General features: G+C 61.5%; 24 protein-coding genes and 3 pseudogenes. 10 read left to right on the top strand and 17 right to left on the bottom strand.

Annotated features, from left to right (window positions below; translation table 11 throughout):
* Nucleotides 1-500, top strand: a 500-nt coding sequence (locus tag FLO80_RS23030; RefSeq protein ID WP_223145489.1) for a hypothetical protein, incomplete at its 5' end; no start/stop codon positions are given.
* 83 nt (nt 501-583) lie between these two features.
* Nucleotides 584-1,348: pseudogene (locus FLO80_RS13070) on the top strand (IS3 family transposase); the annotation flags it as partial.
* A gap of 3 nt (nt 1,349-1,351) precedes the next feature.
* Here FLO80_RS13070 and FLO80_RS23225 read toward each other — a convergent pair.
* The 9 genes from FLO80_RS23225 to FLO80_RS13025 form a co-directional block, all read right to left on the bottom strand.
* Entirely contained in the window at nt 1,352-1,462 is a 111-nt protein-coding gene (locus FLO80_RS23225) for a recombinase family protein (protein ID WP_235604692.1), read from the bottom strand.
* A gap of 463 nt (nt 1,463-1,925) precedes the next feature.
* The gene (locus tag FLO80_RS13060; RefSeq protein ID WP_067293028.1) at nt 1,926-2,504 is read right to left on the bottom strand and encodes a maleylpyruvate isomerase N-terminal domain-containing protein; all 579 of its coding nucleotides are present in this window, start codon (nt 2,502-2,504) and stop codon (nt 1,926-1,928) included.
* Nucleotides 2,501-3,574: a cupin domain-containing protein gene (locus FLO80_RS13055; protein WP_067293031.1), complete on the bottom strand. Its 1,074-nt coding sequence runs from the start codon at nt 3,572-3,574 to the stop codon at nt 2,501-2,503. Before FLO80_RS13055 ends, FLO80_RS13060 begins: the two co-directional genes overlap by 4 nt.
* Nucleotides 3,575-3,595: 21 nt before the next feature.
* Nucleotides 3,596-4,243 carry a maleylacetoacetate isomerase gene (gene maiA, locus FLO80_RS13050; RefSeq protein WP_067293034.1) on the bottom strand — a complete coding sequence of 216 codons (648 nt, stop codon included), beginning with the start codon at nt 4,241-4,243 and terminating at the stop codon, nt 3,596-3,598.
* Nucleotides 4,240-4,935, bottom strand: coding sequence for a fumarylacetoacetate hydrolase family protein (locus FLO80_RS13045; protein ID WP_067293037.1), 696 nt, complete (start codon nt 4,933-4,935; stop codon nt 4,240-4,242). Before FLO80_RS13045 ends, maiA begins: the two co-directional genes overlap by 4 nt.
* Before the next feature lie 33 nt (nt 4,936-4,968).
* Complete coding sequence (locus FLO80_RS13040) at nt 4,969-6,903, bottom strand: TRAP transporter permease (RefSeq protein ID WP_246156680.1); 1,935 nt, start codon at nt 6,901-6,903, stop codon at nt 4,969-4,971.
* Nucleotides 6,904-6,967: 64 nt separating this feature from the next.
* Complete coding sequence (locus FLO80_RS13035) at nt 6,968-7,936, bottom strand: TAXI family TRAP transporter solute-binding subunit (RefSeq protein WP_082899299.1); 969 nt, start codon at nt 7,934-7,936, stop codon at nt 6,968-6,970.
* 25 nt (nt 7,937-7,961) lie between these two features.
* Nucleotides 7,962-9,590, bottom strand: a complete 1,629-nt coding sequence (locus FLO80_RS13030; RefSeq protein WP_067293043.1) for a benzoate-CoA ligase family protein — start codon at nt 9,588-9,590, stop codon at nt 7,962-7,964.
* 85 nt (nt 9,591-9,675) lie between these two features.
* Complete coding sequence (locus FLO80_RS13025) at nt 9,676-10,818, bottom strand: FAD-dependent monooxygenase (protein WP_067293045.1); 1,143 nt, start codon at nt 10,816-10,818, stop codon at nt 9,676-9,678.
* Between the two features lie 87 nt (nt 10,819-10,905).
* On the opposite strand from FLO80_RS13025, the gene FLO80_RS13020 reads away from it, so the two are divergent.
* Both FLO80_RS13020 and FLO80_RS13015 read left to right on the top strand, forming a co-directional pair.
* Nucleotides 10,906-11,313 carry an acyl-CoA thioesterase gene (locus tag FLO80_RS13020; RefSeq protein ID WP_067293048.1) on the top strand — a complete coding sequence of 136 codons (408 nt, stop codon included), beginning with the start codon at nt 10,906-10,908 and terminating at the stop codon, nt 11,311-11,313.
* Nucleotides 11,306-12,094 (top strand): IclR family transcriptional regulator, encoded by a 789-nt coding sequence (locus tag FLO80_RS13015; protein WP_067293051.1) that lies wholly within the window; start codon nt 11,306-11,308, stop codon nt 12,092-12,094. The genes FLO80_RS13020 and FLO80_RS13015 overlap by 8 nt, the downstream gene beginning before the upstream one ends.
* A gap of 168 nt (nt 12,095-12,262) precedes the next feature.
* On the opposite strand, the gene FLO80_RS13010 is transcribed toward FLO80_RS13015, so the two are convergent.
* The 3 genes from FLO80_RS13010 to FLO80_RS13000 all read right to left on the bottom strand — a co-directional run bounded on the left by FLO80_RS13010 (nt 12,263) and on the right by FLO80_RS13000 (nt 14,943).
* Complete coding sequence (locus tag FLO80_RS13010; protein ID WP_067293054.1) at nt 12,263-12,499, bottom strand: hypothetical protein; 237 nt, start codon at nt 12,497-12,499, stop codon at nt 12,263-12,265.
* A gap of 138 nt (nt 12,500-12,637) precedes the next feature.
* Nucleotides 12,638-13,774: an acyl-CoA dehydrogenase family protein gene (locus FLO80_RS13005; RefSeq protein WP_067293057.1), complete on the bottom strand. Its 1,137-nt coding sequence runs from the start codon at nt 13,772-13,774 to the stop codon at nt 12,638-12,640.
* On the bottom strand, nt 13,771-14,943 hold the full coding sequence (locus tag FLO80_RS13000) for a CaiB/BaiF CoA transferase family protein (protein ID WP_067293060.1): 1,173 nt from the start codon (nt 14,941-14,943) through the stop codon (nt 13,771-13,773). The genes FLO80_RS13005 and FLO80_RS13000 overlap by 4 nt, the downstream gene beginning before the upstream one ends.
* Nucleotides 14,944-15,026: 83 nt before the next feature.
* On the opposite strand from FLO80_RS13000, the gene FLO80_RS12995 reads away from it, so the two are divergent.
* From FLO80_RS12995 to FLO80_RS12975, 5 genes are all read left to right on the top strand, one after another.
* Nucleotides 15,027-15,920 (top strand): LysR family transcriptional regulator, encoded by an 894-nt coding sequence (locus tag FLO80_RS12995; RefSeq protein ID WP_067293063.1) that lies wholly within the window; start codon nt 15,027-15,029, stop codon nt 15,918-15,920.
* A 136-nt stretch (nt 15,921-16,056) separates the two neighbouring features.
* Nucleotides 16,057-16,269 carry a transposase gene (locus tag FLO80_RS12990; RefSeq protein ID WP_235604693.1) on the top strand — a complete coding sequence of 71 codons (213 nt, stop codon included), beginning with the start codon at nt 16,057-16,059 and terminating at the stop codon, nt 16,267-16,269.
* A 290-nt stretch (nt 16,270-16,559) separates the two neighbouring features.
* On the top strand, nt 16,560-18,038 hold the full coding sequence (locus tag FLO80_RS12985) for a TnsB C-terminal domain-containing protein (protein WP_223145488.1): 1,479 nt from the start codon (nt 16,560-16,562) through the stop codon (nt 18,036-18,038).
* Nucleotides 18,007-18,873: a TniB family NTP-binding protein gene (locus FLO80_RS12980; protein WP_067293065.1), complete on the top strand. Its 867-nt coding sequence runs from the start codon at nt 18,007-18,009 to the stop codon at nt 18,871-18,873. The genes FLO80_RS12985 and FLO80_RS12980 overlap by 32 nt, the downstream gene beginning before the upstream one ends.
* Nucleotides 18,870-19,808, top strand: a complete 939-nt coding sequence (locus tag FLO80_RS12975) for a TniQ family protein (RefSeq protein ID WP_161489461.1) — start codon at nt 18,870-18,872, stop codon at nt 19,806-19,808. Before FLO80_RS12980 ends, FLO80_RS12975 begins: the two co-directional genes overlap by 4 nt.
* A 73-nt stretch (nt 19,809-19,881) precedes the next feature.
* Here FLO80_RS12975 and FLO80_RS23220 read toward each other — a convergent pair.
* Together FLO80_RS23220 and FLO80_RS24430 are read right to left on the bottom strand one after the other, a co-directional pair.
* Nucleotides 19,882-20,136, bottom strand: a pseudogene (locus FLO80_RS23220) (helix-turn-helix domain-containing protein); the annotation flags it as partial.
* A gap of 186 nt (nt 20,137-20,322) precedes the next feature.
* Nucleotides 20,323-20,523 carry a hypothetical protein gene (locus FLO80_RS24430; RefSeq protein WP_379575174.1) on the bottom strand — a complete coding sequence of 67 codons (201 nt, stop codon included), beginning with the start codon at nt 20,521-20,523 and terminating at the stop codon, nt 20,323-20,325.
* A gap of 55 nt (nt 20,524-20,578) precedes the next feature.
* On the opposite strand from FLO80_RS24430, the pseudogene FLO80_RS12960 reads away from it, so the two are divergent.
* Nucleotides 20,579-20,992 (top strand): annotated as a pseudogene (locus FLO80_RS12960) (transposase family protein); the annotation flags it as partial.
* Between the two features lie 101 nt (nt 20,993-21,093).
* On the opposite strand, the gene FLO80_RS12955 reads toward FLO80_RS12960, so the two are convergent.
* Genes FLO80_RS12955 through FLO80_RS12945 form a run of 3 tightly spaced genes read right to left on the bottom strand, consistent with a single transcriptional unit; the run spans nt 21,094 to nt 23,169 of the window.
* Complete coding sequence (locus FLO80_RS12955) at nt 21,094-21,726, bottom strand: glutathione S-transferase family protein (protein WP_027238702.1); 633 nt, start codon at nt 21,724-21,726, stop codon at nt 21,094-21,096.
* Nucleotides 21,727-21,746: 20 nt separating this feature from the next.
* Complete coding sequence (locus FLO80_RS12950; protein WP_037931965.1) at nt 21,747-22,643, bottom strand: SDR family oxidoreductase; 897 nt, start codon at nt 22,641-22,643, stop codon at nt 21,747-21,749.
* A gap of 28 nt (nt 22,644-22,671) precedes the next feature.
* On the bottom strand, nt 22,672-23,169 hold the full coding sequence (locus FLO80_RS12945) for a luciferase domain-containing protein (RefSeq protein WP_037931962.1): 498 nt from the start codon (nt 23,167-23,169) through the stop codon (nt 22,672-22,674).
* Nucleotides 23,170-23,171 lie beyond the last annotated feature (2 nt).

The following is a 23,171-nucleotide window of genomic DNA, read 5'->3' as shown; positions in this document are numbered from 1 at the left end:
ATGCCGTCAAGCTGATGAGTGCGCTTCTCCCCGTTGTCGAAGGTAGTTTCGATTGTAATCCGTACGTCCATGGCAGCCCCACACGCAAAGAACTCACCTTAGCACGGGCCGCAACGACGAAGATGACCCCCATGTTTTGTCCACTCCCGGCACTTGCTGCGGTCGATATCGGCACGACCCGTCCCTTGTTGGGAGCTACCATCATCCTGCGCGGAAACGACCGGGGAGCCCGGGAGTTGCGCCGCGCCTTTCCTCAACATCGTCGGGTGATTGAGCAGGCCCGTGGGTTGTCGCAGGACCTTGGCCAGCGGTTTCCTGGGCGGCGGAAAACAGAGCATCCGACCAGGAAGACGCATGAAACGAGCCCCCCAAGTGCATCCGTGAGCGCTCTGCAGGCAGCTCGTCAGGCCATATCCGAACTTGGCGCCGGCGCAAACCGTGAAGCGCTTCTGACCCGCGCCGATGCAATCTGGAAAAGCTCAGATGGTGTCAAATCCTGAGGCGTGAAGCCTGTGGAAATATTGTAATTAAGGGTACAAAAACGCCCTGAATCCGCAGATTCTGATTTATTAGGGTACAGTGACAACATCGTTCGACGCAGAGGCATGTCCCGAGAGGCCGTGCAGATGAGGATCGATTGGTTGCCGATATGATCGAGTTGGCCAGGCAATATGGCCGATACGGCTATCGTCGGATTGCGGTTTTGCTCAGAGAGGCGGGTTGGTCGGTCAGTGATGGCCGTGTCGAACGGCTATGGCGGCGAGAGGGGCTGAAGGTTCCAGCAAAGCAACCAAAGAAGGGACGGCTCTGGCTGAACGATGGATCATGCGTGCGGCTGCGGCCCGAGTATCGGAACCATGTCTGGTCCTATGACTTCGTTCACTGCCGGACAGATGATGGCAAGGTCTTCCGAACGCTGAACGTCTTGGATGAGCACAGCCGGGAATGTCTGGCGATCAAAGTGAAGCGCAAGCTGAACTCGACAGACGTGATCGACGTTCTTACGGACCTGTTTATCCTGCGTGGCGCTCCCGCCTTCATCCGGTCTGACAATGGTCCCGAGTTCGTTGCGCAGGCGGTCCGGGACTGGATCGCCGCCGTCGGCTCTCAGACAGCCTACATTGAGCCAGGATCGCCTTGGGAAAACGGATACTGCGAAAGCTTTAACGGGCGGATGAGGGACGAACTTCTCAACGGAGAGATCTTCTACACCCTGCGGGAAGCACAGATCGTCATCGAAGACTGGAGGAAGCACTACAACACCAAACGACCCCACAGTGCATTGGGCTACCGCCCGCCGGCCCCCGAAACCATCATCCCCATGGAACCCAGGCCGATCATGCACTAACAATCAATCTGGACCAGTCAGATGAGGCTGCTCAACACCGGCTGCGTTCAATGCGCCGATCTGACGATCAAGGGATTGTCCGTGGCTGGACACTCTGGCGTAACCAATAAGCATGTTTTGAGGCTATCAGATCCAAGATATATGCACCGGAAATATGCAACTGTTTAACAGCCTTGTTTTCATAGCATGAAGTGACTGGTGCAAATATCATGATATTTGCACACTGTCAGCGCGAGTACGGTCTTTTTCGCTGTCGTTTTTCACAAATAAGTTCAGCATCCGGTCACACACGGTTCAGTGAGCCTCACAGCACGGAAATCGTTGTTCTTGCACAGGAGGCCGCTAAGGAGCCTAATCTGTGCCTTCGATTGGGTGGTCTATCCACTCAAAGCAGCACTATTGAGCCTGACCAAATCCCGAAGGAAATCAGCGACCAGGCGAACGCGACGGGACTGGGCAAGATCGGACTGGGTTACGAGCCAGGTCGACTGGTCGATCCCGAGGTCGGAATCAAGGCAGATCAGATCATGGGACCGGGCCAGAAAATGTGGCAGGACGGCGTGAGGCAGAAGCCGGGTTAGCCGGCCAGCCGCGCGCGCACCGGCCGGGGGATGTCCTCCGGCCTGCCTCCGTTGTCCAGGCCGATCGCCGCCTGCCAGACCTCTTTTGCCCGCAGCATTGGCGTCTCGCGCGCGGTGATCGCGGTGCCGTCCGGCAGGAGCAGGGCGGCGTCCCAATCCGCGTCCTCCAGATCGCGCCATTCGACGTTGAGATGCACCTCGGCATGGCGAAAGAGGTTGCGCAAAGCCCGCGGCGGCAGGGTGGCGGCAAGAGTGATCTCGGCGTCGCGGGCCTCGGTGGAGGGGTACAACGGCTGCGCTATGCCCGTGCGTGCGCCTTCAATGAGGCGGGCGAGGAGCCGGGCGTGATAGCTGACGTGGGCCACGAGGTGGGCGCGGGTCCAGCCGTTGCGGAGCGAGGGGCCATAAAGGTCCGCATCGTTCAACTCGTTGAGCTTGCGCGCAAAGTAGGCGGTGCCGCGGCGCGCCAGCAAGAGGTCGTCATGCGGTGCGGTCTCGGCGTCGTAGCGGGCGCCGCCGCCCTGGCGGGCGCGCAGCGCATCGCGGGCGGCGGTGTCCGCGGCGTGGCCGGTCATTGCCCGTCCACCATGGTGCGCATGAAGTTGAGCCGCTCGATGATCGGCGCGTCGGAGAAGCGGAACAGGTCGAACGGCGTCTCCGCCTGCAGCGACCAGCCGACCCAGGAGGGCACCACGAAGATATCGCCCTTCTCCAGCTTGCGGGTCTCGCCGCCCAGCACCACCGCGCCCGAGCCCTCGAAGACCTGGAAGACCGAGGAGCCGACCTCCTGCCAAAGGGGCGTCTCGGTGCCGGCGCGCAGCCGGTGGAACTCGCAGCGGATGGTCGGCATCACGTCGCCGCCGGTGGTCGGGTTGGTGTAGCGCACCGCCGCGTGGCCGAGACCCACCGTGGCGGGCTGGCCTTCGTCTTCCAGCAGCAACTGCTCGGTCAGGGCGCGGTCGGTGTGCTCCCAGCGGTAGGCGCCGATCGGCGACGATACCGTATCTTGCAGGCCGGACAGAGGCCGCAGGCCGGGGTGGCACCAGAGCCGCTCGCCCCGGCTGTAGTTCGGCGTGGCATTGTCGGTGACCCGCTCGGCGCCGAACTCGAAGAAGCCCACGTCCATCTGCTGGCTGAACGGGATATCCAGCCCGTCGATCCAGGCCATCGGCTCGGTGGCGACGTTGTGGTGGCCGTGGAAGGCCCAGCCTGGCGTCAGCAGCAGGTCGCCGCGCGACATGCGCACCGGGTCGCCATTGACCACGGTCCAGACGCCCTCGCCCTCGACCACGAAGCGGAAGGCGTTCTGGGAATGGCGGTGCTCGGGGGCGTTCTCGCCGGGCAAGAGGTATTGGATGGCGCACCACAGCGTCGGTGTGCAATAGGCGTGCGGCGCGAGACCGGGATTGGCGAGGCCGATGGCCCGGCGCTCGCCGCCACGGCCCACCGGCACCAGGTCGCCGGATTGCTCGGCCATGGGCAGCAGGTCGGCCCATTTCCAGACATGAGGTTGTGCCTTGGGCTTGGGGTGCCCGGGCATGAGGTTTCCGGTCTGGGTCCAGAGCGGATTCATGTGGTTGTCCTCGAAGCCCTTGTAGAGCGCGCGCAGTTCCGGCGTGTCTTCGGGTTGCATGGCGTTGTCCATGGCGGTCTCCTTTTGGTTTGGTCAGGCGGCGTCGGGCTGGTTCGGCGGCGCGGCGTCGCGGAAGGCGGGCAGCTGGTCCAATTCTCCGAAGATACGGGCAATAGTGGGCCAGTTTTCGAGCGCAATGTCGAAGCGCTTGTTGTTCCAGACCTGCGCATAGAGGCAGAGATCAGCCAGCGACGGCTGGTCGCCATGACAGTAGCGGCCCGTCTCGGAACTGTCCGCAAGCGCGATTTCCAACGCGCCAAAGGTGAGCGTCACCCAGTGGATGAACCATTCCTTCTGCTTGGCCTCGTCAGCACCGAACTCATCGCGCAGGTAGAACAGCACCCGCAGGTTGTTGAGCGGATGCACCTCCAGCGCGATCATCTGCGCCAGCGCCCGGACCCGTACCCGGCCGTCGGCATCGGCGGGCAGAAGCGCGGGTTCCGGGTGGGTTTCCTCAAGCCATTCGATGATGGCCAGAGATTGGGTCAGGTGGCTGCCGTCCTCGCGCTCCAGCGTCGGCACGAGGCCTTGCGGATTGCGCCTGAGGTAGTCCGGTCGCCGCGTCTCCCCGTCGCGCAGCACGTAGGGGACATAGTCGTAATCGAGCCCCTTGTAGTTCAACGCGGCACGCAGCCGAGTTGATGTGGACGACCGGAAGAAGTTGTGCAGCTTCAGGGTCATTCTTTCGGCCCGATTTTCGTGGTCAGATCGCCCAGCCCCTCGATCGAGACGACGCAGGTGTCGCCCTCAACCAAGGGCCCGACACCCGCAGGCGTGCCGGTCATGATCAGGTCGCCCGGGCGTAGCTCCATCGAGTGCGACAGGATCGAGATCATCTCGGGGATCGACCAGATCAGCTCGGAGAGATCGGCCTCCTGCTTGACCTCGCCGTTGACGGTCAGCCGGATGAAGCCCTTGGACGGGTGACCCGCCTTCGCCACCGGATGCACCGGCGCGATCGGGGCGGACAGATCGAAGCCCTTGCCGAGATCCCACGGCCGGCCCTGTTCGCGCGCCTTCAGCTGCAGGTCGCGGCGGGTCAGGTCGTTGCCGACGGCGTAGCCCCAGACGTGATCCAGCGCGTCTTCCTCGGCGATGTTCTTTCCGCCTGTGCCGATCACCGCGACCAGCTCGGCCTCGTAGTGGAAGTTCTCGGTCTGGGGCGGATAGGGGATGGTCGCTTCATCCTCGACCACAGCGTCGGCGGGCTTGAGGAAGAAGAACGGCGGATCGCGGTCCGGGTCCTTACCCATCTCGACGGCGTGGGCGGCGTAGTTGCGCCCGATGCAGAAGATGCGGCGGACCGGGATGCGCGCGTCGCTGTCGGCGATGGCGACGGTCGACACGGGGGCGGGGGTGAAAGCGTAGGTCATGGGTTTTCCTTTCGTTTTGAGCGTGAGGGCGTCTCAGCTCTGTTCGTTTTCCGGCAGCGGGCGGGCAGTGGCGCGATCCGACCGGGCGGTGACCCAGAGAATTGCGAGCACCGCGAAACCTGCCGCATTGATCCACAACGTCTGTGCCCCGCCAACACCCGGCGGCAGCAAGAGCGCAACCCCGGCCAAACCAATGAGCACCCGCCGCCCCTGCCCTGCCGGGCCATGGAACCAGCCGACGAACGCGGCCGAGATCGCATAGACCCCGATGACGGCGGTGGTGACGGCCACGACGATTTCCATCGGGTCGCCGATCAGGAGCAGCGCCGGCGAGAAGACGAAGAGGAAGGGCACGATATAGGCGGTCCAGCCGAAGCGCATGGATTCCCAGGCGGTGGCCATGGGCGAGGCCTTGGCGATGGCGGCGGCAAAGAAGGCGCCGATGCCGATGGGCGGCGTCACCATCGACATCATGCCGAGGTAGAAGATAAACAGATGCGCCGCAATCGGCTCGACGCCGGACTGCACCAGCGAAGGCGCGATCAGCACGGCGAGCAGCAGGTAGACGCCCACGGTGGGCATGCCCATCCCGAGGATCAGGCAGACCACGGCTGAGATCAGCAGCAGCACGAAGACATTGCCCTGGCCCAGGTCGACCAGCGCGAAGGTGGCCGCGAAGCCCAGGCCGGTGACGTTCAGCACGCCAATGATAAAGCCCGCCGCCGCCGAGATCATGATGATCTGGGTGATCGACTTGCCCGCCTCGACCGCCGAAGCCCAAAGGTCGCGCAGCACCATGCGGGTCTTGCCGTAGCCCACGGTCAGCCCAATCGTGAGCGCCGCGGCCCCGCCCCAGAGCGCCGCCGTCTCGGCCGGCTGGTTGAACCAGAAGAGCGCGGTAACAATGGCCGCGAAAGGCAGGATGAAGACCCAGCCGCGTGACATGACCGCGCCGGTTTTCGGCGCGTCCTTAACGTCGAGCGGCTTGATCCCCTGTTTCGCCGCCTGAAGGTCGGCCTGCACGAAGAGCGCCACGTAGTAGAGCAGCGCGGGCACGATGGCGGCGACGACGATCTCGGCATAGGGTTTCTGCAGGATGTCGGCCATTAGGAAGGCCACGGCGCCCATCACGGGCGGCGCGATCTGGCCGCCGGTGGAGGCGACGGCCTCGACCGCGCCTGCGGTGGTGCGGCGAAAGCCCGACTGGATCATCAGCTTGATGGTGACGACGCCGGTGGCGACGATGTTCGACACCACCACGCCGGAGATCGAGCCGAAAAGGCCCGAGGCGACGATTGAGATCTTGGCCGCGCCGCCGCGCTTGTGGCCCATGGTGGACATGGCGATGTCGTTGAAGAAGTCCGCCCCGCCGGAGCGCAGCAGCAGCTGGCCGAAGAAGACGAAGGCCACGACGACCGTCGCCGCGACGTTGAGCGTGAGGCCCAGCAGCCCGTTGGGATCGAAGGCCAAATAGACGGCCAGCCGCTGCGGTGCGACCTCGCGGGTTTGCAGCGCGCCCGGCACCAGGTGGCCGATCATGCCGTAGCCGACGATGACCAGAACCACGATCACCAGCGTCCAGCCGACCGAGCGGCGCAGGCCCTCGAGCACCAGCAGGAACAATGCCCCGCCAACCAGCAATGCATCCCAAGGCAGTGACATCGCCTGCGACACGAGGCTCGGATAGGCTACCATCACGTAGAGCGAGAGGCCAAGGCCCAGCGCCGAGAGCACCCAGTCGAGCGTCGTGGCGGCACCGGAGCGCTTCCGGTCCGTGTCAACGCCAGTGACGAGGAAGATGATCGCCAGGCTCAGCCCCAGCACCAGCGCCAGGAATTGTTCGGTGTAGTAGGAATATCCAAGCCGCGACGGCAGGCTCGCGGCCTGTGCCATTGCGACGATCGTCAATATACCGGCCAGAGCGCTGACAACGATGCCCTTTGCGCCCGAGGCCTGGGGGGAAGTCACGTCCTGTTCCACAGCATGCCCTTTCCGTTGAGGGACGGGGCGGTCGGGCCGCCCCGGCATTACGTTACTCGTCCGAGGTCATCTCGACGCCGCGGTCCTCGAAGAAGGCCACCGCGCCCGGATGGTATTCTACGCCCGGGAATTGCTTGAACGCGGTCTCGAGGTTCAGCGCGAGAAGCGGCGGATAGGCGGCACCAATGGCTTCGCGTTGCTCGAACAGCACCGTCAGCAGCGCCTGCACCTGCTCCTCGGACACGTGCGCCCCGGCGACGAGGACGTTGTCCCAGGTCACGAACATCATCGGCTCGCCCACGCCCACGCGGACCGGGGCCGGGGTGACCTCCGAGAAGTAGAACGCAGGCCGCACCTCGCGTATCTTCTCCAGCGTCTCGTCGTTGGCATCGATACTCAGGAAGCGGACACCGCCGACGGAGGCGTCGACCTCGGCCACCTTGGGACCGCCCACGGCAAAGAAGGCGCTGTCGACCCGGCCCGAGGCCATGTCGTCGGAACCGCGGATCAGTTCCGGCACCGGCACCTGGTCTACATCGTCCCAGCCGATCCCGCCTGCGGCGAGGATGGCCGTGATGTGGGGCCGCGCGATCGGGAAGGCGTCCCAGCCCGAGGGCACGCTGCGGCCTTCGAGGTCCGCGACCGAGGTCAGGCCCGAGCTTTCCTTGACATAGAGTCCCACCGGAAACGGGTTGACCCGCGCCACGATACGCAGGTTGGGCATCGGGCTGTCATAGTCGCCAGAGCCTTCGACCGCGGTGATCACGTCGTTCACGTCATTGAGCGAGAACTCGGCCAGCGCCTCGTTCACCGCCTGCATCATTTGCGCGTTGCCGCCATAGGGCTGCACCACCAGGCGCATGCCGGCGCTCTTGCGCGCCTCGCCGGAAATGACCGAGGCCATTGTGTTCCAGACCGAACCTTGCGGCGGCGTGGAAAAGGATTGCACCTGCGCCTGGGCTGCGGGGGCGAGGCCGGCGGCCAGCAGCGCGGCGGCGGCGAATGTCTTGATCGGTGTCATGTGGTTTCCTCCCTGGATAAGTGGTTCAGGCGGTGGTTTCCGGATTGCGGATCAGTGCCTGGCGGTCGATCTTGCCCGTGCCCGTCTTGGGCAGGTCGGGCAGATAGTCGAAGAGACGCGGTGCTTTGTAGGGCGTTAGGTGCGTCTTGATGTGGTCGCGCAGCCGCTTGGTCTGGGCCTCGTCACCCGTACGGCCCTGTACGAGGCTGACGATGGCGCGCAGCGCGGTGCGCTTGTCGTCCAGTTGCTCGGCCAGCACCGCGCATTCGTTGACGTCCGGGTGCTCGTTCAGGCAGCGCTCGACCTCGAGCGGCCAGACCCACTGGCCCGAGACCTTGACCAGGTCGTCGGCGCGGCCCTGGAAGTAGTAGAAGCCGTCCTTCTCGACGAAACGGTCGCCGGTGTAGATCCAGTCGCCGCGCATGGTGTCGCGGGTCTTGTCGGGGCGGTTCCAGTAGGTCGGCGCCGAGGAATGCCCGCGCACGAACATCACGCCTTCCTCGCCCGGCTCGGCGGGTTTGCCCTCGGGCGTCTCCAGCCGCACTTCATAACCCGGCACCCGCGCGCCGGCCGCGCCCAGACGGTGATCGTCGAGCCGGTTGCTCAGGTAGATGTGCAGCATTTCGGTCGAGCCGAGACCTTCGGTGGGGCCGTGGCCGACCTTGGCGTTCCAGGCGGTATAGACGTCTTCCGACAGGATCTCGGCCGCCGACATCGACTGGCGCAGCGAGGTGAGATCGCGGGTGTCGATATCAGGGGCGCGGCAGAGCGCCGTGTAGAGCGTCGGCAGACCGAAGAGCACCGTGGGACGATAGGCCTCGATGGCATTCAGCACCGCCTCGGGGCGCGGCTGGTCGGGGACCAGCAGCGTGGTGGCGCCGACGGCAAAGGGGAAGACCAGCGAATTGCCGAAGCCATAGGCGAAATAGGCCTTGGGCACGGAATAGCAGATGTCGTCTTCGTCCAGTTTCAGCACATGGGCGCCGAAGCTGTCCTGGATATAGGCCACGTCGTGATGCAGGTGCACGATGCCCTTGGGCCGCCCGGTCGAGCCCGAGGAATACATCCAGAAGGCCATGTCGTCGGGCCCAGTATCGGCGGCGTCGAGCGTCGTTGCGGTGCCGTCAAGGAATGCATCTGCCTCGGTCGCGTTGGCGACGTCGGCAGCGCCGTTGGCGATGATCAGCGTCTCGAGTTGGGTGTCCGCAAGCGTTTCCGCATCGAAGACCTTCGCCAGATCCGCCTCGACAAGGGCGAAGCGCGCGCCGCTGTCCTTCAGGAAGTAGTTCAGCACGTCCGGCTTGGTCTGGATGTTCAGGAGCACCGGCACGAAGCCTGCCCTGACAGCGCCGTAGAACGCCGCCGGATAGACCGGCGTGTCGTCGAGGAAGAACGCGATCCGCTCGCCGCGAGCCAGCCCGGCGCGGGCGAAGGCGTTGCCCCAGCGCGCCGCCTCGGCGATCAATTCACTGTAGCTGAGGCTGCCCTTCGGGCCGGTGACGGCGGTCTTGTCGGGGTTGCGAGCAAGGTTCTGCCAGAGAACCTGGGAACAATTGCGATGCTGCGCCTTGTCGAAACCGATTTCCCGGGCACCCGCTGCATCCGGTGCAACCGGGTCCGTGAGCGTGGTGGTCTGGGTCACATCCTGTGACATGATATCTTCCTCCTTCGGCCGGGGTCCCGCGCGGGGACCTCGCTGGCCGCGATGTTCGTGCATTGAATTCTGGTGGTCTGAGCGGTCAGCCCGCCACGGCCCGCTGCGCAGCGTAGTCGGCGGCAAATTGTGGGGCGACCTGGCGCAGACGCTCTTCGGTCATCCGTCCGGACCGCATCAGGTAGTCATAGGCGAAATCCATTGGCGCGAGTTGCATCTTGTCGCCGAAACTGTCGTACCAGAGGGCTGAGGTATTGGCCGCGTCGACGATCTTTCGGGCGATGGGCTGACGGTTGTCCTGGTAGCTGGCCAGCGCCGCGTCGAGATCGCTTTCCGCCGCCAAGGCATGGACCAGCGCGATCGCATCCTCCAGTGCCAGCCGGGTGCCCGAGCCGATCGAGAAATGCGCGGTATGAACCGCATCGCCCAGCAGCGCGTATTTCCCGGCCACCCAGTTTTCGCACCAAAGGCGGGGAAACTGCCGCCACATCGACTTGTTGGTGATGAGCTTGGTGCCCTTCAGCACGTCCGAGAACAACTCGGCGCATCGCTCGGCGCTTTCCGCCTCGCCCATGTCGGCAAAACCGGCCTTTCGATAGGTCTCGGGCTCGCATTCCACGATGAAGGTGCTTCGGTCGGGTGTGAAGCGGTAGTGGTGCGCGTTCATCGGACCGTGCTCGGTTTCGATGAAGGTCTGGGTCAGCGTGTCGAAGGGGACCTGCGCGCCGAACCAGGCGAAGTGATTGTCGAAATGCTCGATCCTGGGCTGGAACTCTTCCTCGAAGGCGCGCCGTACCAGAGAATTCAGCCCGTCGGCGCCAATCACCAAATCGGCCTCAAGCTCTTCCACACCGGTGATCTGGGTGCCGAAACGGATCGGGATGTCCAGCGCCCGTGCCCGCTCGGTCAGGATCTCGATCAGGTGCAACCGGCCGATGGCGGTGAAACCCACCCCGTCCAGCGTCACCGAGCCCTCTGGCAGATTCAGCGTCATGTTCTGCCAGCGCTCCATGTGCGGCGCGACGAGGTCATGGGTCTCGGGATCGTCGGCCTTCAGGAAGGCCAGTGCCTGGTCCGAGAACACCACGCCGAAACCGAAAGTGGCGCCTTCGGGGTTCTGCTCGGTGACCCGCACCTGGACCTGCGGCAGCAGCCGCCGAAGCAGGATCGCGGTGTAGAGCCCGGCGGGCCCCGCCCCGAGAATTTCTATGCTGGAAAGCTGTGTCATGGGTCCTCCCAATTTATCTCGACCTTTTCGAATTGATACCTTAAGATTGCATATTATGCAACGCATTTTACAATAAGGAAAGATGACATGCAGACGATACAGACCTTCGACATCACCTTCGGCGATTGCGACCCCGCTGGAATTGTCTTTTATCCCAATGCTTTCCGCTGGATGGACACGGCGCTTCACGCACTCCTGAGACCGGCTGGCGGGCACCAGGTCTTGTGCCGCAAGTTGGACGCAGTAGGCCTCGGGCTTGTCGATGCGTCCGCGAAATTCCGCCACCCGATGCACGATGGCGACCGACTCGAACTGCGAATCGCCGTCACGGAGTGGTCGCGCCGTTCGCTCACGCTGGGCTATGAGGGTTCGGTCGAGGGCAGGCAGACATTCGAGGGACGCGAAGTGCGTTGCCTTTTCACCCGGACGGAAACCGGTATTGTGGCGGCCGATCTTGCGCCGTTACGCACGCTTCTGGAGGCCGAAGATGTCTGACGAGAATGGCCACGGCCAGGGACTGAAATCGCTCGACACCGCGCTTGGTGTGCTGGCGCACCTGGCGGAACAGGGCGGACCGCAGTCGCTCTCTGAGATCGGTCGCGCCTGCAACATGCCGCCAAGCAAGGTGCATCGCTACCTCGCCTCTTTCGTCAATGCCGGGCTGGTGCAACAACAGGGCCGGTCGGGAAGATATGACCTCGGGCCGGGTGCGCTGCAGATCGGGCTGGCGGCGCTGGCGCGGCACGATTTCGTCAACTCAGCCGCCGACGGTCTGCCCGAGCTTTCGGCGAACACCGGGATGACCGTGCTGCTGTCTGTCTGGGCCAACCAAGGCGCGACCGTCGTCCGCTGGGAGCGAGGCGCGGCACCGACGGACACCTCAATGGGGCTCGGCACCACCCTGCCCTTGCTGACTTCGGCTACCGGCCGCGTGTTCCTGGCCTGGGGTCCACTCCACGCCATCGAACCGGAGCGCGACACACAGTTGCGCCGGCTGACGCGACAACCGAACCTGCTGCTCGACATGGAGCCGACCAAGGCCGGCGTGGCGGCTCTTGCGGAGCGCACCCGTGCACGCAAATTCGCATCGGTCGAGGGCCGTTTCATCCCCGGCCTCGTTGCAGCCGCAGCGCCCATTCTCGACTGGCAGAACGAAGCGCAGGCCGCTGTAACACTCGTAGGGACCGACCCGGCCGCCATTGCACCGGGGTCAGCACAGACGGAAATGCTGTTGGACTATTGTGCGGAGAAATCCGTCGTCCGGACTGCCGTTTGAGCCCAGGCGGCAGCCAAAATCACATAGATTGCATTGGGCGGACTGGCACTCGCTGACCGGGACCGCATAACACGGCTGCTACGCGCCGAGGCGAGAGTGTTCAGGGAGATGGTCGAGCGCACCCAGCCAGACGACTGAGCCGACTGCGCTCGGTAATGGCGGTTCCGGTTACGCTTCAAATTCTCGCAGGACCTTGGCGGCATTGACGTCGGTGCGCTTGCCTCCCCGCATCGAAAGCTTACCGTTGACCAGCACATAGGCGACGCCGGAGGCATAGCGGCGCGGGTTCTTGGCGGTGGCATTGCTTGCGATCGCTGCCCTGTCAAACACGCAGATATCCGCATAATAGGGAACAGCGGCTGCCGGATCAACCGAAGTAAATGGGGACGTCAGAGGTCGCGCCATGAGGTGGCAGTGCCCTGATTCAGAGCGCAATCCAAAAGGTAGGATTTGGTTTTCGGTTTGAACTGCGCCGCAGCATTTGAGCTTTGGTGAGCCGATATTTTGGCCCGTCCGGTCCCGGGTTTCAACTTCAGCATTTCCTCAAGCCAGCAACCCTCTTGCAATTATGGTGCGTTGAATCTCGGATGATCCTTCGTAAATCCGGAAAATTCGCAAGTCGCGCAGATATCGTTCCAGAGGGAAGTCGCGTGTATAACCGTAGCCGCCGTGGATTTGCAAAGCTCTGTCGGCAATACGCCATGCGGCTTCGGTGGCATAGAGTTTGGCGAAGGCAGACTCGGTTGAATAGCGCGCGCCTGTCCCGCGCTTGACGGCGGCTTGCATTGCGAGTGCCCGAGCCGCGGTCAGTTCGGTGGCGCAATCGGCCAGCATGAATTGCAACCCTTGGAAATCACCAATCGGATGGCCACCGACCTTGCGCTCCTTGGCGTAGACGATCGCCGCTTTCAGTGCGGCGTCCGCAATGCCGGTGGCCTGAGCCGCCACTTCAATGCGCCCGTTATCCAGCACTTTCATCGCCGTACGGAACCCTGTTCCTTCATCGCCAAGACGGTTCGCTGCTGGCACCCAACAGTCGAAGGTAATGCCGAACACGTGCCCCCCTTTCAGGCCCATGGTCCGCTCGTTCGGGGCGATGTCGACACCTTCTATGTCCTTGGGTTCGACAACGAAAGCACTAACACCGCGCGCTCCGGCTTCTCTGTCGGTCTTTGCGTAGACGACGATGAAATCAGCCGCTCCGGCGTTCGAAATGAAACACTTGGTCGCTTTGATTCGATATCCTTCGCCCTCACGCACTGCGTAGCTCGTCATGTCTGCGGGATTGGACCCTGCCTGGGGTTCGGTCAGGGCAAAGGCGCCCAGGGTCTTGCCCAATGCCGCATTTGGCAGGAAGCGCTCCTTCAACTCGGCACCCCCGCCCAACAGGATTGAATCCGTTGCAAGGAAATGTGCGGTCAGCATCGAGGCTGTCGAGCCGCACGCCCCCGCGACCGCCTCGACAGCCGCATAGAGCGCAGGGCCAGAGAGCCCGATACCGCCCAGACCCTCTGGAAGGTTCATTCCCATCAGCCCCATCTCGGCCATGACAGGCAAATGAAGGGTCGCAAAGGTCGCTTCTTCATCGAGCACGGCGGCCTGCGGTGCCAATACTTCAAGCGAGAACCTTTCGATCTGGTCGACTACGGCACGTTCGTCTTCGGACATGGGATAGTTCATTTTGTTTCTCCTTTGGCCAATTCGGCCAGAATTTCGGTTGCGTTTGCATTCAATCCCGGTGCAGCTGTACGGTCGCCGCGCGCAGCACCGCTGAAATGAACGGGCTGCTCTGGCACATTCAGGCGGCCCAACAGAGGATGGTCCACCGCCGACGCGAGGCCACGCTCGACCGCCTGTGACGAAGCCCAGGCCTGTGCGACCGACTTGATTTCAGAAGCCGGGATTCCGGCAGCGGACAAACTGGCGACAATCTCGGCCACGCTCCGCTGTCCTGCCCAGAGCGCAATCTGTTCTGCAAGCGCGGGTTCGTTTTCGCGGCGCAAGGGATCAGTGACAAAGCGCGGATCCCTGGCCAGTTCGGGCTGCTCGATGACCTTGCAGAAGGTTTCGAACAGACGATCATTCAAGACCGCCACCGCGAAGTGCCCATCGCCTGCCGGATAGGTACCAAAGGGGGCCGACAGTGAATGACGATTGCCGGTACGGGTGGGGGCATCCTTGCCCATCAGGGTGCGGCAGGCCAGCAGCGGCATCATCGCGGTCAGCGCATCAAACAGCGCAACATCCACATGCCGCCCTTTACCAGTTCTGCTGCGGTCAAACAAAGCGACCATTGTGCCCCATGCCGCAAAAAGGCCCCCGGCCACATCGCCCATGGCTTCGCCAATCATGGTCGGCGTTCCGTCTGGTTCACCGGTTACATCCATCAGACCGCTCATGGCCTGAATGATAATGTCATAGGCGGGTTTCGCTGCGTTGGTTCCGGTTTGTCCAAAGCCAGAGACCGACACATACACCAGCGCGGGAAACGCGGCACTGAGGGCTTCAACGCCAAGGCCCAGTTTCTCCATCACTCCGGGTCGGAAGTTCTCGACAAGCACATCCGTGTCGACCAGCAGCGACTTGATCGTCGCGATATCCTCATCTGATTTCAGGTTCAGAGCAATCGAACGCTTGCCTCGGTTTATCGCTTGAAACAGCAGGCTCTCGCCCTGATCAAACGGTCCGATATGGCGATAATCATCGCCGTGAAGGGCTTCCACCTTGATAACGTCGGCTCCCAGATCGGCCATCAGCGCGGTACAATAAGGCCCGGCGAGCACACGGGTGAAATCCAGGACTCGCACGCCTTCGAGGGGCTTGGAGTTTTGGACGGGTGATGGTTGCATCGGGCACCTCCAGCTTTCTAGTCGCTGGAGTTTAGGGCGAAGCATGCTATATATAGAAACATTAAGTTCTCATATCGTGATAAATGAAACCTATACCTATAACGCTTCGGCAGATCGACTATGTGATTGCCACTGCCGACGGGGGCAGCACAGCTGCCGCCGCGCGCCTTCTCAATGTCTCGCAGCCCTCGGTTTCGCTTGCGATTTCCAAGGTCGAGGGCCATCTCGGGCGCCCACTTTTCGCCCGCACCTCTGGTCAGGGAATAGTTCCAACCGCCTATGGGCGACGTAAACTGGGCGAGTTCAGAACCTTGCGCAACGAGGCTCAGGGCGTGCTAAATGCCGGTGCTGCCGGACATACTGTTCTGAATCTGGGCGTATTTTCGACCCTGGGTCCACGGTATGCTCCATCCCTGGTGCGCGGGTTTCAAGACATGAAACCGGAAACCGAGATTCACCTGTTCGAAGCGAATTTGGAAACTCTTTCAGAGGGGATAGAGATCGGTCAGATTGATGTCGCACTGATCTATGATTTCGGCCTGCCCTCAAGCCTCAGGATTACGCCGCTCGCCGATGTTCAGCCCTATGGCCTTTTACCGGGCGGGCACCCGCTGGCCGGCCGTGAAGCGCTGGACATGGCTGAACTTCTGCAAGACCCGCTGATCCTGATCAACCTGCCGCACAGTCGCGGGTATTTTCTGACACTGGCGCAAATGCACGGGATCAATCCAAAGATCGCTTACGAAACAGAGTCTGTAGAGATGCTTCGTTCAATGGTCGCAAACGGTCTTGGCGTCGGGCTTTTGGCGACAGATATCCCGCACGTCACCGCATACGACCGGCGATCCATTGTTCGGATGCCGCTTACTGGCGATCTTGCGCCACACCGTATCGCCCTGGCAAGGCCAGGGCGACTTCGATCCACTCCGTTGGTAGATCGATTCTGCCAGCACGCAGTAGAGTCATTCGCGGCGTGATCTGTGCTTTTGCATGGGTATGTTTCGGACGCACGCTCGTCCCAACTGTTTTCTGCCAAGTCGCTGATCGGCGTATCCGTCCGTTGTGACCGCTCTAACGGAGGAGGTCTGCTGGCGATAATGTCCATGATCGATAATGGACATCTTGAGGCACTTCATGGCGGGCAAGAAGGGGCAGAAGAAGCGGTTCTGGTCTGACGAGGAGAAACGCACGATCTGTCTGCAGACGCGCGCGCCTGGCGTGTCCGTGGCGCAGGTGGCGCGGCGGTATTCGATGAATTCCAACCTGGTCTTCACCTGGTTGCGGGACCCGCGCTATGCGCCCGGACCGAATGTCATGGTCATGTAATTCGTGAGACTCGCGCATGATTTTTTCGTTGTTATCAGCGGCAATTTGGTAAGGTTATCTTTGGGATGGTAAAGTTATTTATGAGATGGTAATTTTAACCGTGAGATGGTCTACTTTGTGGATAACTTAAGACTTTGGCGAATGAGGCAAAGAACAAAGCGCTAGAGAGGGCCGAGGTGCTCAGGCCACTCTTGTCGCCGCTCGCTCAGGGCCAAAGTATTGGGCGGGAGGTGGAGGCTGCGGCGGCTCAGTTGAACATTTCGCGGAGTACAGCCTGGCGCATTTTGAGCATGCTGCGTAAGAACGATGGTCGGGCAAGTTCACTCCTGCCCAAACGCAGCGGCCCCAAGCCCGGCTCTCTTCGTCTACCAGAGCACGTTGAAAGCATGATCGCCCGGGTATTGCGTGAACGATATTTGGTTCCGGAACGCCCTAGCTTTCGCAGGATTGTGGGCGAGATTCGTGCCGAGTGCCTTGCCAGAGGTTTTCAACCACCGGCACGGCAAACGATCAAGGCTCGCCTTGACGCGATAGACCAGCGCGAGGTGTTGCGGAAGCGGAAAGGATCGAAGGCCGCCAGCCAGGTTTTCGAAGCGAGGGCAGGGAGGTTGGAGGTGGAACGTCCATTGGAGGTCGTCCAGATCGATCACACATTGGCGGACATCGTGCTTGTTGATCAGGTTGAGCGCAAACCTCTGGCGCGACCATGGCTGACGCTTGCGATCGATGTTGCGACCCGTGTGGTTCTGGGCGCCTATGTCACTTTCGACGCACCTTCCGTCCTGTCCATTTGCCTTTGCCTCGACCACTGTGTGCGGCCGAAGTCCATCCGGACACCGAGCTCGCTGGAGCAACTTTATTGGCCGACAGCCGGGATTCCACAGGCCATCCATGTCGACAACGGCCGGGATTTTCGCAGTGACGCATTCCGATCGGCCTGTGCGGAATGGGGCATCGCGATCAAGTACCGGCCGCCGGGCCGGGTGCATGTTGGTGGGCATATCGAACGGCTGATCGGCACGACCATGGGTGCTGTGCATGTATTGCCGGGAACGACGCAATCCTCGCCAAAAGACAAGGGCGAGTATGACAGCGCTGCCAAGGCCTCAATGACGCTGGACGAGTTCGAGGACTGGCTGCAGCTGGAGATCTGTCGGTACCATAACACCCGCCACAGCGGATTGCGGCGCACCCCGCTGGCCGCCTGGGCCGATCTTGGGGGCGACGATGCTGGCCGACAAGTCGTGGACACAGATGCCTTCCGGATCAGTTTCCTCCCGTCAGAACGCCGACAACTCGGTAGGACCGGGATCAACCTGTTTTCTATCGGCTATTGGAGCGACGCCTTCGCGCCGATGATCGGTCGTGGGGCAGGGAAGGTTACGGTCAAGTACGACCCGCGAGATATGTCCCGGATTTGGGTGGTCACGGACGATGGTCGAACAATTGCGGCGCGCTACAAGGATCTTTCGCGGCCCAAAGTTTCCCTTTGGGAGTCGCGGCGCGCCAATGCAATCTTCCATGAGCGGCATGGCGGAAGGATATCGGAAGCAATTCTGTTCGGGATCATCGAAGAACAGCGGCGTATCGCCCATGCGTCGCGGCAACGGACGCTTACGGCGCGCCTGGACGAAGAACGCAAAGCACGCCTGCCAAACGACAAACCGAAGCGTGATCCATCCCGCGAGATGTTTGCAATTGATACCAGTAACCCCAACCTCCCAACTTACCCGATAGATGACTTTGATGGACCACGACGAAAGACTTGATCTCATTCGCAGCGATCGCTGGATCGCTTTCGACCGCGCAACCATTGTTCTCAACAGATTGATATCCTTGATGGAGATGCCCCGGCAGTACCGAATGCCGGGCCTCATGGTTTATGGCAGCTCCGGCATCGGCAAGACCATGATCGCCAAGCGGATGGAGAGCCTCTACCCGAGTAACTATCGCTCGGACCTCGGGGTGACGCGCACGCCGATCCTTCTCTTGCAAGCGCCACCTGCACCGGATGAACGGCGGTTTTACCAACATATCCTGGCGTCGATCGGTGCGCCAATGTGGGGTCGTCACACGATCTCGGAACTGGAAGTGCGAGCTCTCAGCCATTTGCGCGGCATGGACCTTAAGATGATCATGATCGACGAGGTCCACAATCTCCTGGCCGGAAGCTATCGGGAACAACGCCGGTTCCTGAACATGCTGCGTTTTCTGTCCAACGATTTGTGCGCATCGCTCGTCGTGTTCGGTGTCAACGAAGCTGCCGAGGCCATTCGCGGTGACGAGCAACTGGCGCGCCGACTGGACGAACATTTTCTGCCACTCTGGGATGATGATGTTGAGTTTTCCCGGCTGGTCCAGACTCTGATCGCTGCCATGCAGTTGGAGCGCGGGTCTGGTCTGAGCGTCCAGTCACTGCGCACCATCCTCGGCATTACTGGCGGCATCACGTCGCGTGTGTTCACGATGATCAAGGCGCTCGCCATCGACGCCATCGAGACGGGCGAGGAGCGGATCACGGATGACGCGATTCAATCCTGGCAGCCGGTTTGGGCCAAACATAGCTGGACCGTTCGGAACCAGCCGCAACCTGCATTTCAGTGAACCGCAAACCCCTGCCGAGGCGTCCGGCACCTTTTCAGGACGAACTGCTGTCAAGCTGGATCACGCGCCTGGCGGACGCCAACTACTGTTCAGTGCCGGAGCTCTGCAGATATCTGGGGCTTGCTCAAGAACGTCCGCCGGAAACGTTGACGGATCTGATTGGCGTGGACACCGACAGGTTCTGTGCAACGTTGCGCCTCCCGCCCGAGGAGCTCGACAGCATGTTGATCCAGCGACGCGCTGAATTCCCGATTGAGTGTATTTCCTGGTCGAATTTTCAGCACTGTTCCGTGTGTGCGCATAAGGTACCTAGGATATCATTGCGCCATTGGCGCTTCGCTTGGTCAATGCACTGCGAAGCATGCGGGTCCGAGCTGTTGCCTGTGCGCAGTAAGACAGCAGCACATGTGCACCTGCCGACCCGGCTCCGCATCCGCGCCAAGGAAGGGGCGAAGCGGCTAATGCTCGCCTATCGACACGGGAACTGCCATGCTGGTCGACGGATGGATCTGACGCTGCAAGTCGCTGGTGTGCTCGCGCCAGAAATTCGTCACGGGTCGCTCTTTTCCCAGAACCGTATAGATCGCTTCAAAATCGTCGCTGCAATCGACCTCGGAATGACTCGACCTTTGCTCGCAACGGCGCTGGTGTTGAAGAACGATCCCGCCTCTGAAACCAGGCTTCGTGCTGCCTTCCCGCATAAACGGAAGCTGTTGGATCGCCTTGCACGGCTTGCCGAAAGCTTGCCTCAGCACAGATCGCGAGAGGGAGCGAGCCTCAAGAACCATTCGTGGATGAACTGCGCCGGCACGGCCCCCACACCAGAACCGGAATACCTTGAGGCAGCGCGGAGAGCGATTGATCAGCTTGGGAAAAACGCAGAACGGTCCGATTTGCTAAACTGCGCAGCGGAGTTCCTCGAAAACGCACGCTAGTCCCGTGTGGATATCTCATGAATAACTTTACCAAATATCGAAAATGGGTAGCCACTACGAAAGAGTCCCAAGAATAACGTGGCCATGACAGCGACAGCGCGTAATCCCGTTTGGCTTTGTGGATGCGATTGTTCGGGGGCTTGCCGCGCGCCTTGTGCCGGATCGCCGACGCGCCATCCTGACGATAAAGCTTCAGCAGCCGGAAAATCTGCCGACGCGTCAGTGCCAGCATGTTCGCAGCATTGTCGACGCTCAGCCGTCCATCATCGACCTGCGCCAAAACCTCCACGCGCTTCAACTCGCGCTCGCTCATAACCACCCATCCCATGCCCAATCTCCCTCAGTCTCGGAAGGGAGAGTGACATTCCTGAATTGCTCATGGGTGACATTTTAGCTTTGCGGCTACACGGCTCAAAAACGTATAAGCAAGCATATGTTAAGTTGGCTCTTGGCCAAGAGTGCGCATGACTCGGGCGCACCTGGGACGAATACTTCTCGGGCGAAAGCGGCGCGCCTAAGACCCGCAGCAAGAGTTAAGTCCGCTATCCGCGTCGGACCCGGGGTCATGCCAGCCAAGTTCGCAGAACGTCAGAAGGCCGCAAGCATGTGGACTAGGCCTTTTTCGATGTTCTTCCACGGCTTCTTGCCCACGGTATGTAAGAACCAACATCTGGTACCGCAGATATTTTTCGTAAAGAACTGCATGAAGCGACAACAGATTTTGTGACCCACAGGCCTGGATCAAGGACTTATGGAACTCCCAGTCATATCGGAATCAGGATCGGAGCGACCACGCCCTGCGCCAATGGCTGCGGGAACTGGCGAATAAACGTCGCCGGTTCGGATATCGTAGTTAGGGCATCCTTTTGGCCAGAGAGGGTTTTGAAGTGAACCATTAGAAGCTTTTCCGTCTCTATCGCGAGGAAGGGCTGGCCGTGCGCCGCAGGTGATCACGCAAACGCGCACTGGGTACGCGCAGGCCCATCCTAGTGCCGGATCGCGCCAATCAGCGTTGGTCGTTGGACTTCGTGTCCGATGCCTTTGCTAATGGCCAAAGGTTCCGTGTGTTGTGCATCGTGGATGACTGCACGCGCGAAGCCTTGGCGGCCACTGTGGTGGATCGCTCACTGTCAGGTGAGCGGATGATCCGCGAACTGGATGACCTGATCGGGAGGCTGGGTCAGTTGACTTTCTGACCCACGATCAGATCAAAGCGATGACAACGGCCGACCGTATCGTCAACCTCGGCACTCGTCAGGGGTATGTTACCCCCTGGATCACGACGTCAGCGGAAAAGCGCCCTTAGGGGTGCCACAGCCTCTTGCCAGCTGTCACGCGCTTCTAGCCGGTCGATCCAACTCGCAACTCCTGGGTACTGGTCCAGTAAAATCCCCGCTTGATCGCGATACATGAAGGTGGTCGCAAGATAGAAGTCGGCAAGGCTGAGTGCGCCTGCGATCCAGTCCTTGCCGTCGAGTCCGGTTTCCAGAACGGCAAGGAACTGATCTGTGGCTTTTCGTTCCGCTTCGACCACAGTCGGATCGGGATCGCCCATGCCGAATTTCTCTTTGAGAAACAGCTCAAAGGACAATTTCTGCATCGCCGGGCCAAGGTGGATCGCTTGCCACCAGGTCCATTGATCGACGAGGGACCGCGCCTTGCGGCCCTCAGGATAGAGGCCCGCCTCGGGCCGAAGCCCCGCCAGATAGGCACAAATTGCCCGGGATTCCCAAAGCACGAAATTCCCGTCCTCCAAAACGGGCACCTTTGCATTGGGATTGCGAGCGAGAAATTCCGCCGCGCGGTTGTCCCCGGCCCGGATGTCGACCTGGACGATTTCGAGGTCCACGCCCAGTTCGTGTGCCACCGCCCGCACACGCAGCGCATTGGGCGAGAAATTCGCGTTGTAGAGTTTCATGATTTTGTCCGCCTCTATAGTTACTGCGGCGCTCGAAGAAGCACCGCCCGGTTTTCGGTCAGGAAATCGGTAACCGACTGTCCGGACTTGCCGGTGAGCGTCTTGAGATCGTCGCTGGCCACATCAAGGTAGCCTTCGGCGATTGCCTGGTCGAAAGAGACGAAAACACGCGCCATGAACTCGGGCAGGCCATTTGCGATCATCGCCTGCACCATGTCTTCGGCCGGCATCGGAACGTAGGGGATGTCCTTGCCGGCGATGTCCGACAAAAGCGCCGCGATATCGGCCTGGCCGGTGGATTCGGGCCCGGTGATGTCCAGGACCTCGCGGTCGGTCGCATTCATCAGCGCGGCAGCGGCGGCGCGGGCGCAGTCGGCGCGCGTGACGTAACTCGCCCGTCCGTCCCCTGCCGCGGCAAAGAGCTGCCCCATGTCGATCGCCTGCGGTCCGCTCATAAGCAACAGATCCGTGTAAAGGTTGTTGCGAAGGATCGTGTAGCTGGCGCCGCTTTGCTCGATCAGCTTCTCGGTGTTCTGATGATCCTTGCTGAAAGTGATGGGGCTTTCGGGTACCGGGCTGGCAAGCGAGGTATAGACGATGTGGTCGATACCCGCCTCGCGTGCGGCGGTGATCGCATTGGAATGAGCCGCGAGCCGTTTGCCCGGCTCCAGATCGTCGGTGGAGATGATCAGGATCCGCTTGCCGCCCGCGATGGCCGGACCCAGTGTTTCGGGCGCGTTGAAATCGCCTTGGCGAACATCCACCCCCTTGTCCCTGAACTCGGCGAGTTTGTCGGCGTTGCGCGTGACCGCGATGATCGGACCGGCGCCCGCCTCGATCAGTTGATCGATTACCTGGCGTCCAAGCTGGCCGGAGGCGCCTGTGACGATAAATGGTCCGTTCTGAAAGCTTGCCATGGGCGTATTCCTGTTCTTTGAGAGAGAGTCAGCCGTGGATGTGAACCTGCGCGGGGTTGGCCAGCTTGCCGCGGGCGAAGTCCCAGCTCGTTGTCAGGATTTTGATCATGACGTCGACCTCTGACCCATCGCGCGGCGCAAAGGCCATGACGGCATTTGCCGGGATGTGTCCGGCCGACGCCATCGGGTGCGGTTCGCCCCATCCCTTGGCGATGAGTTCATCGACCGCCGCCAGCGGCAGCATCATGTGCGACGAACCGTCATAGGAGGGATGCACATGGGCAAATTCGCGTCCGATCATGAAGGCTTCACGCGGGCCGCAGGCATGCGCCACCGGCAAGACCAGTGCTTCGGCGCCGGGCACCGAGATGCCCGACCGGCAGCGCTCGACGAAGGGCAGGGCGAAGGCCTTCTCCTTGAAAAATGCGTGGATCTCTGCCGAGGAGTTCTGCGACACCTGCTCATGCGGGGCGCAATCGGTGGTGTCGGGGCGCGGGCCCTGCCGCGGGGGAAGTTCGAAGCTCATGG

Source organism: Aquicoccus porphyridii, assembly GCF_008369105.1.
GTDB lineage: Bacteria > Pseudomonadota > Alphaproteobacteria > Rhodobacterales > Rhodobacteraceae > Aquicoccus > Aquicoccus porphyridii.
This window is presented reverse-complemented; position numbering and strand designations above follow the sequence as displayed.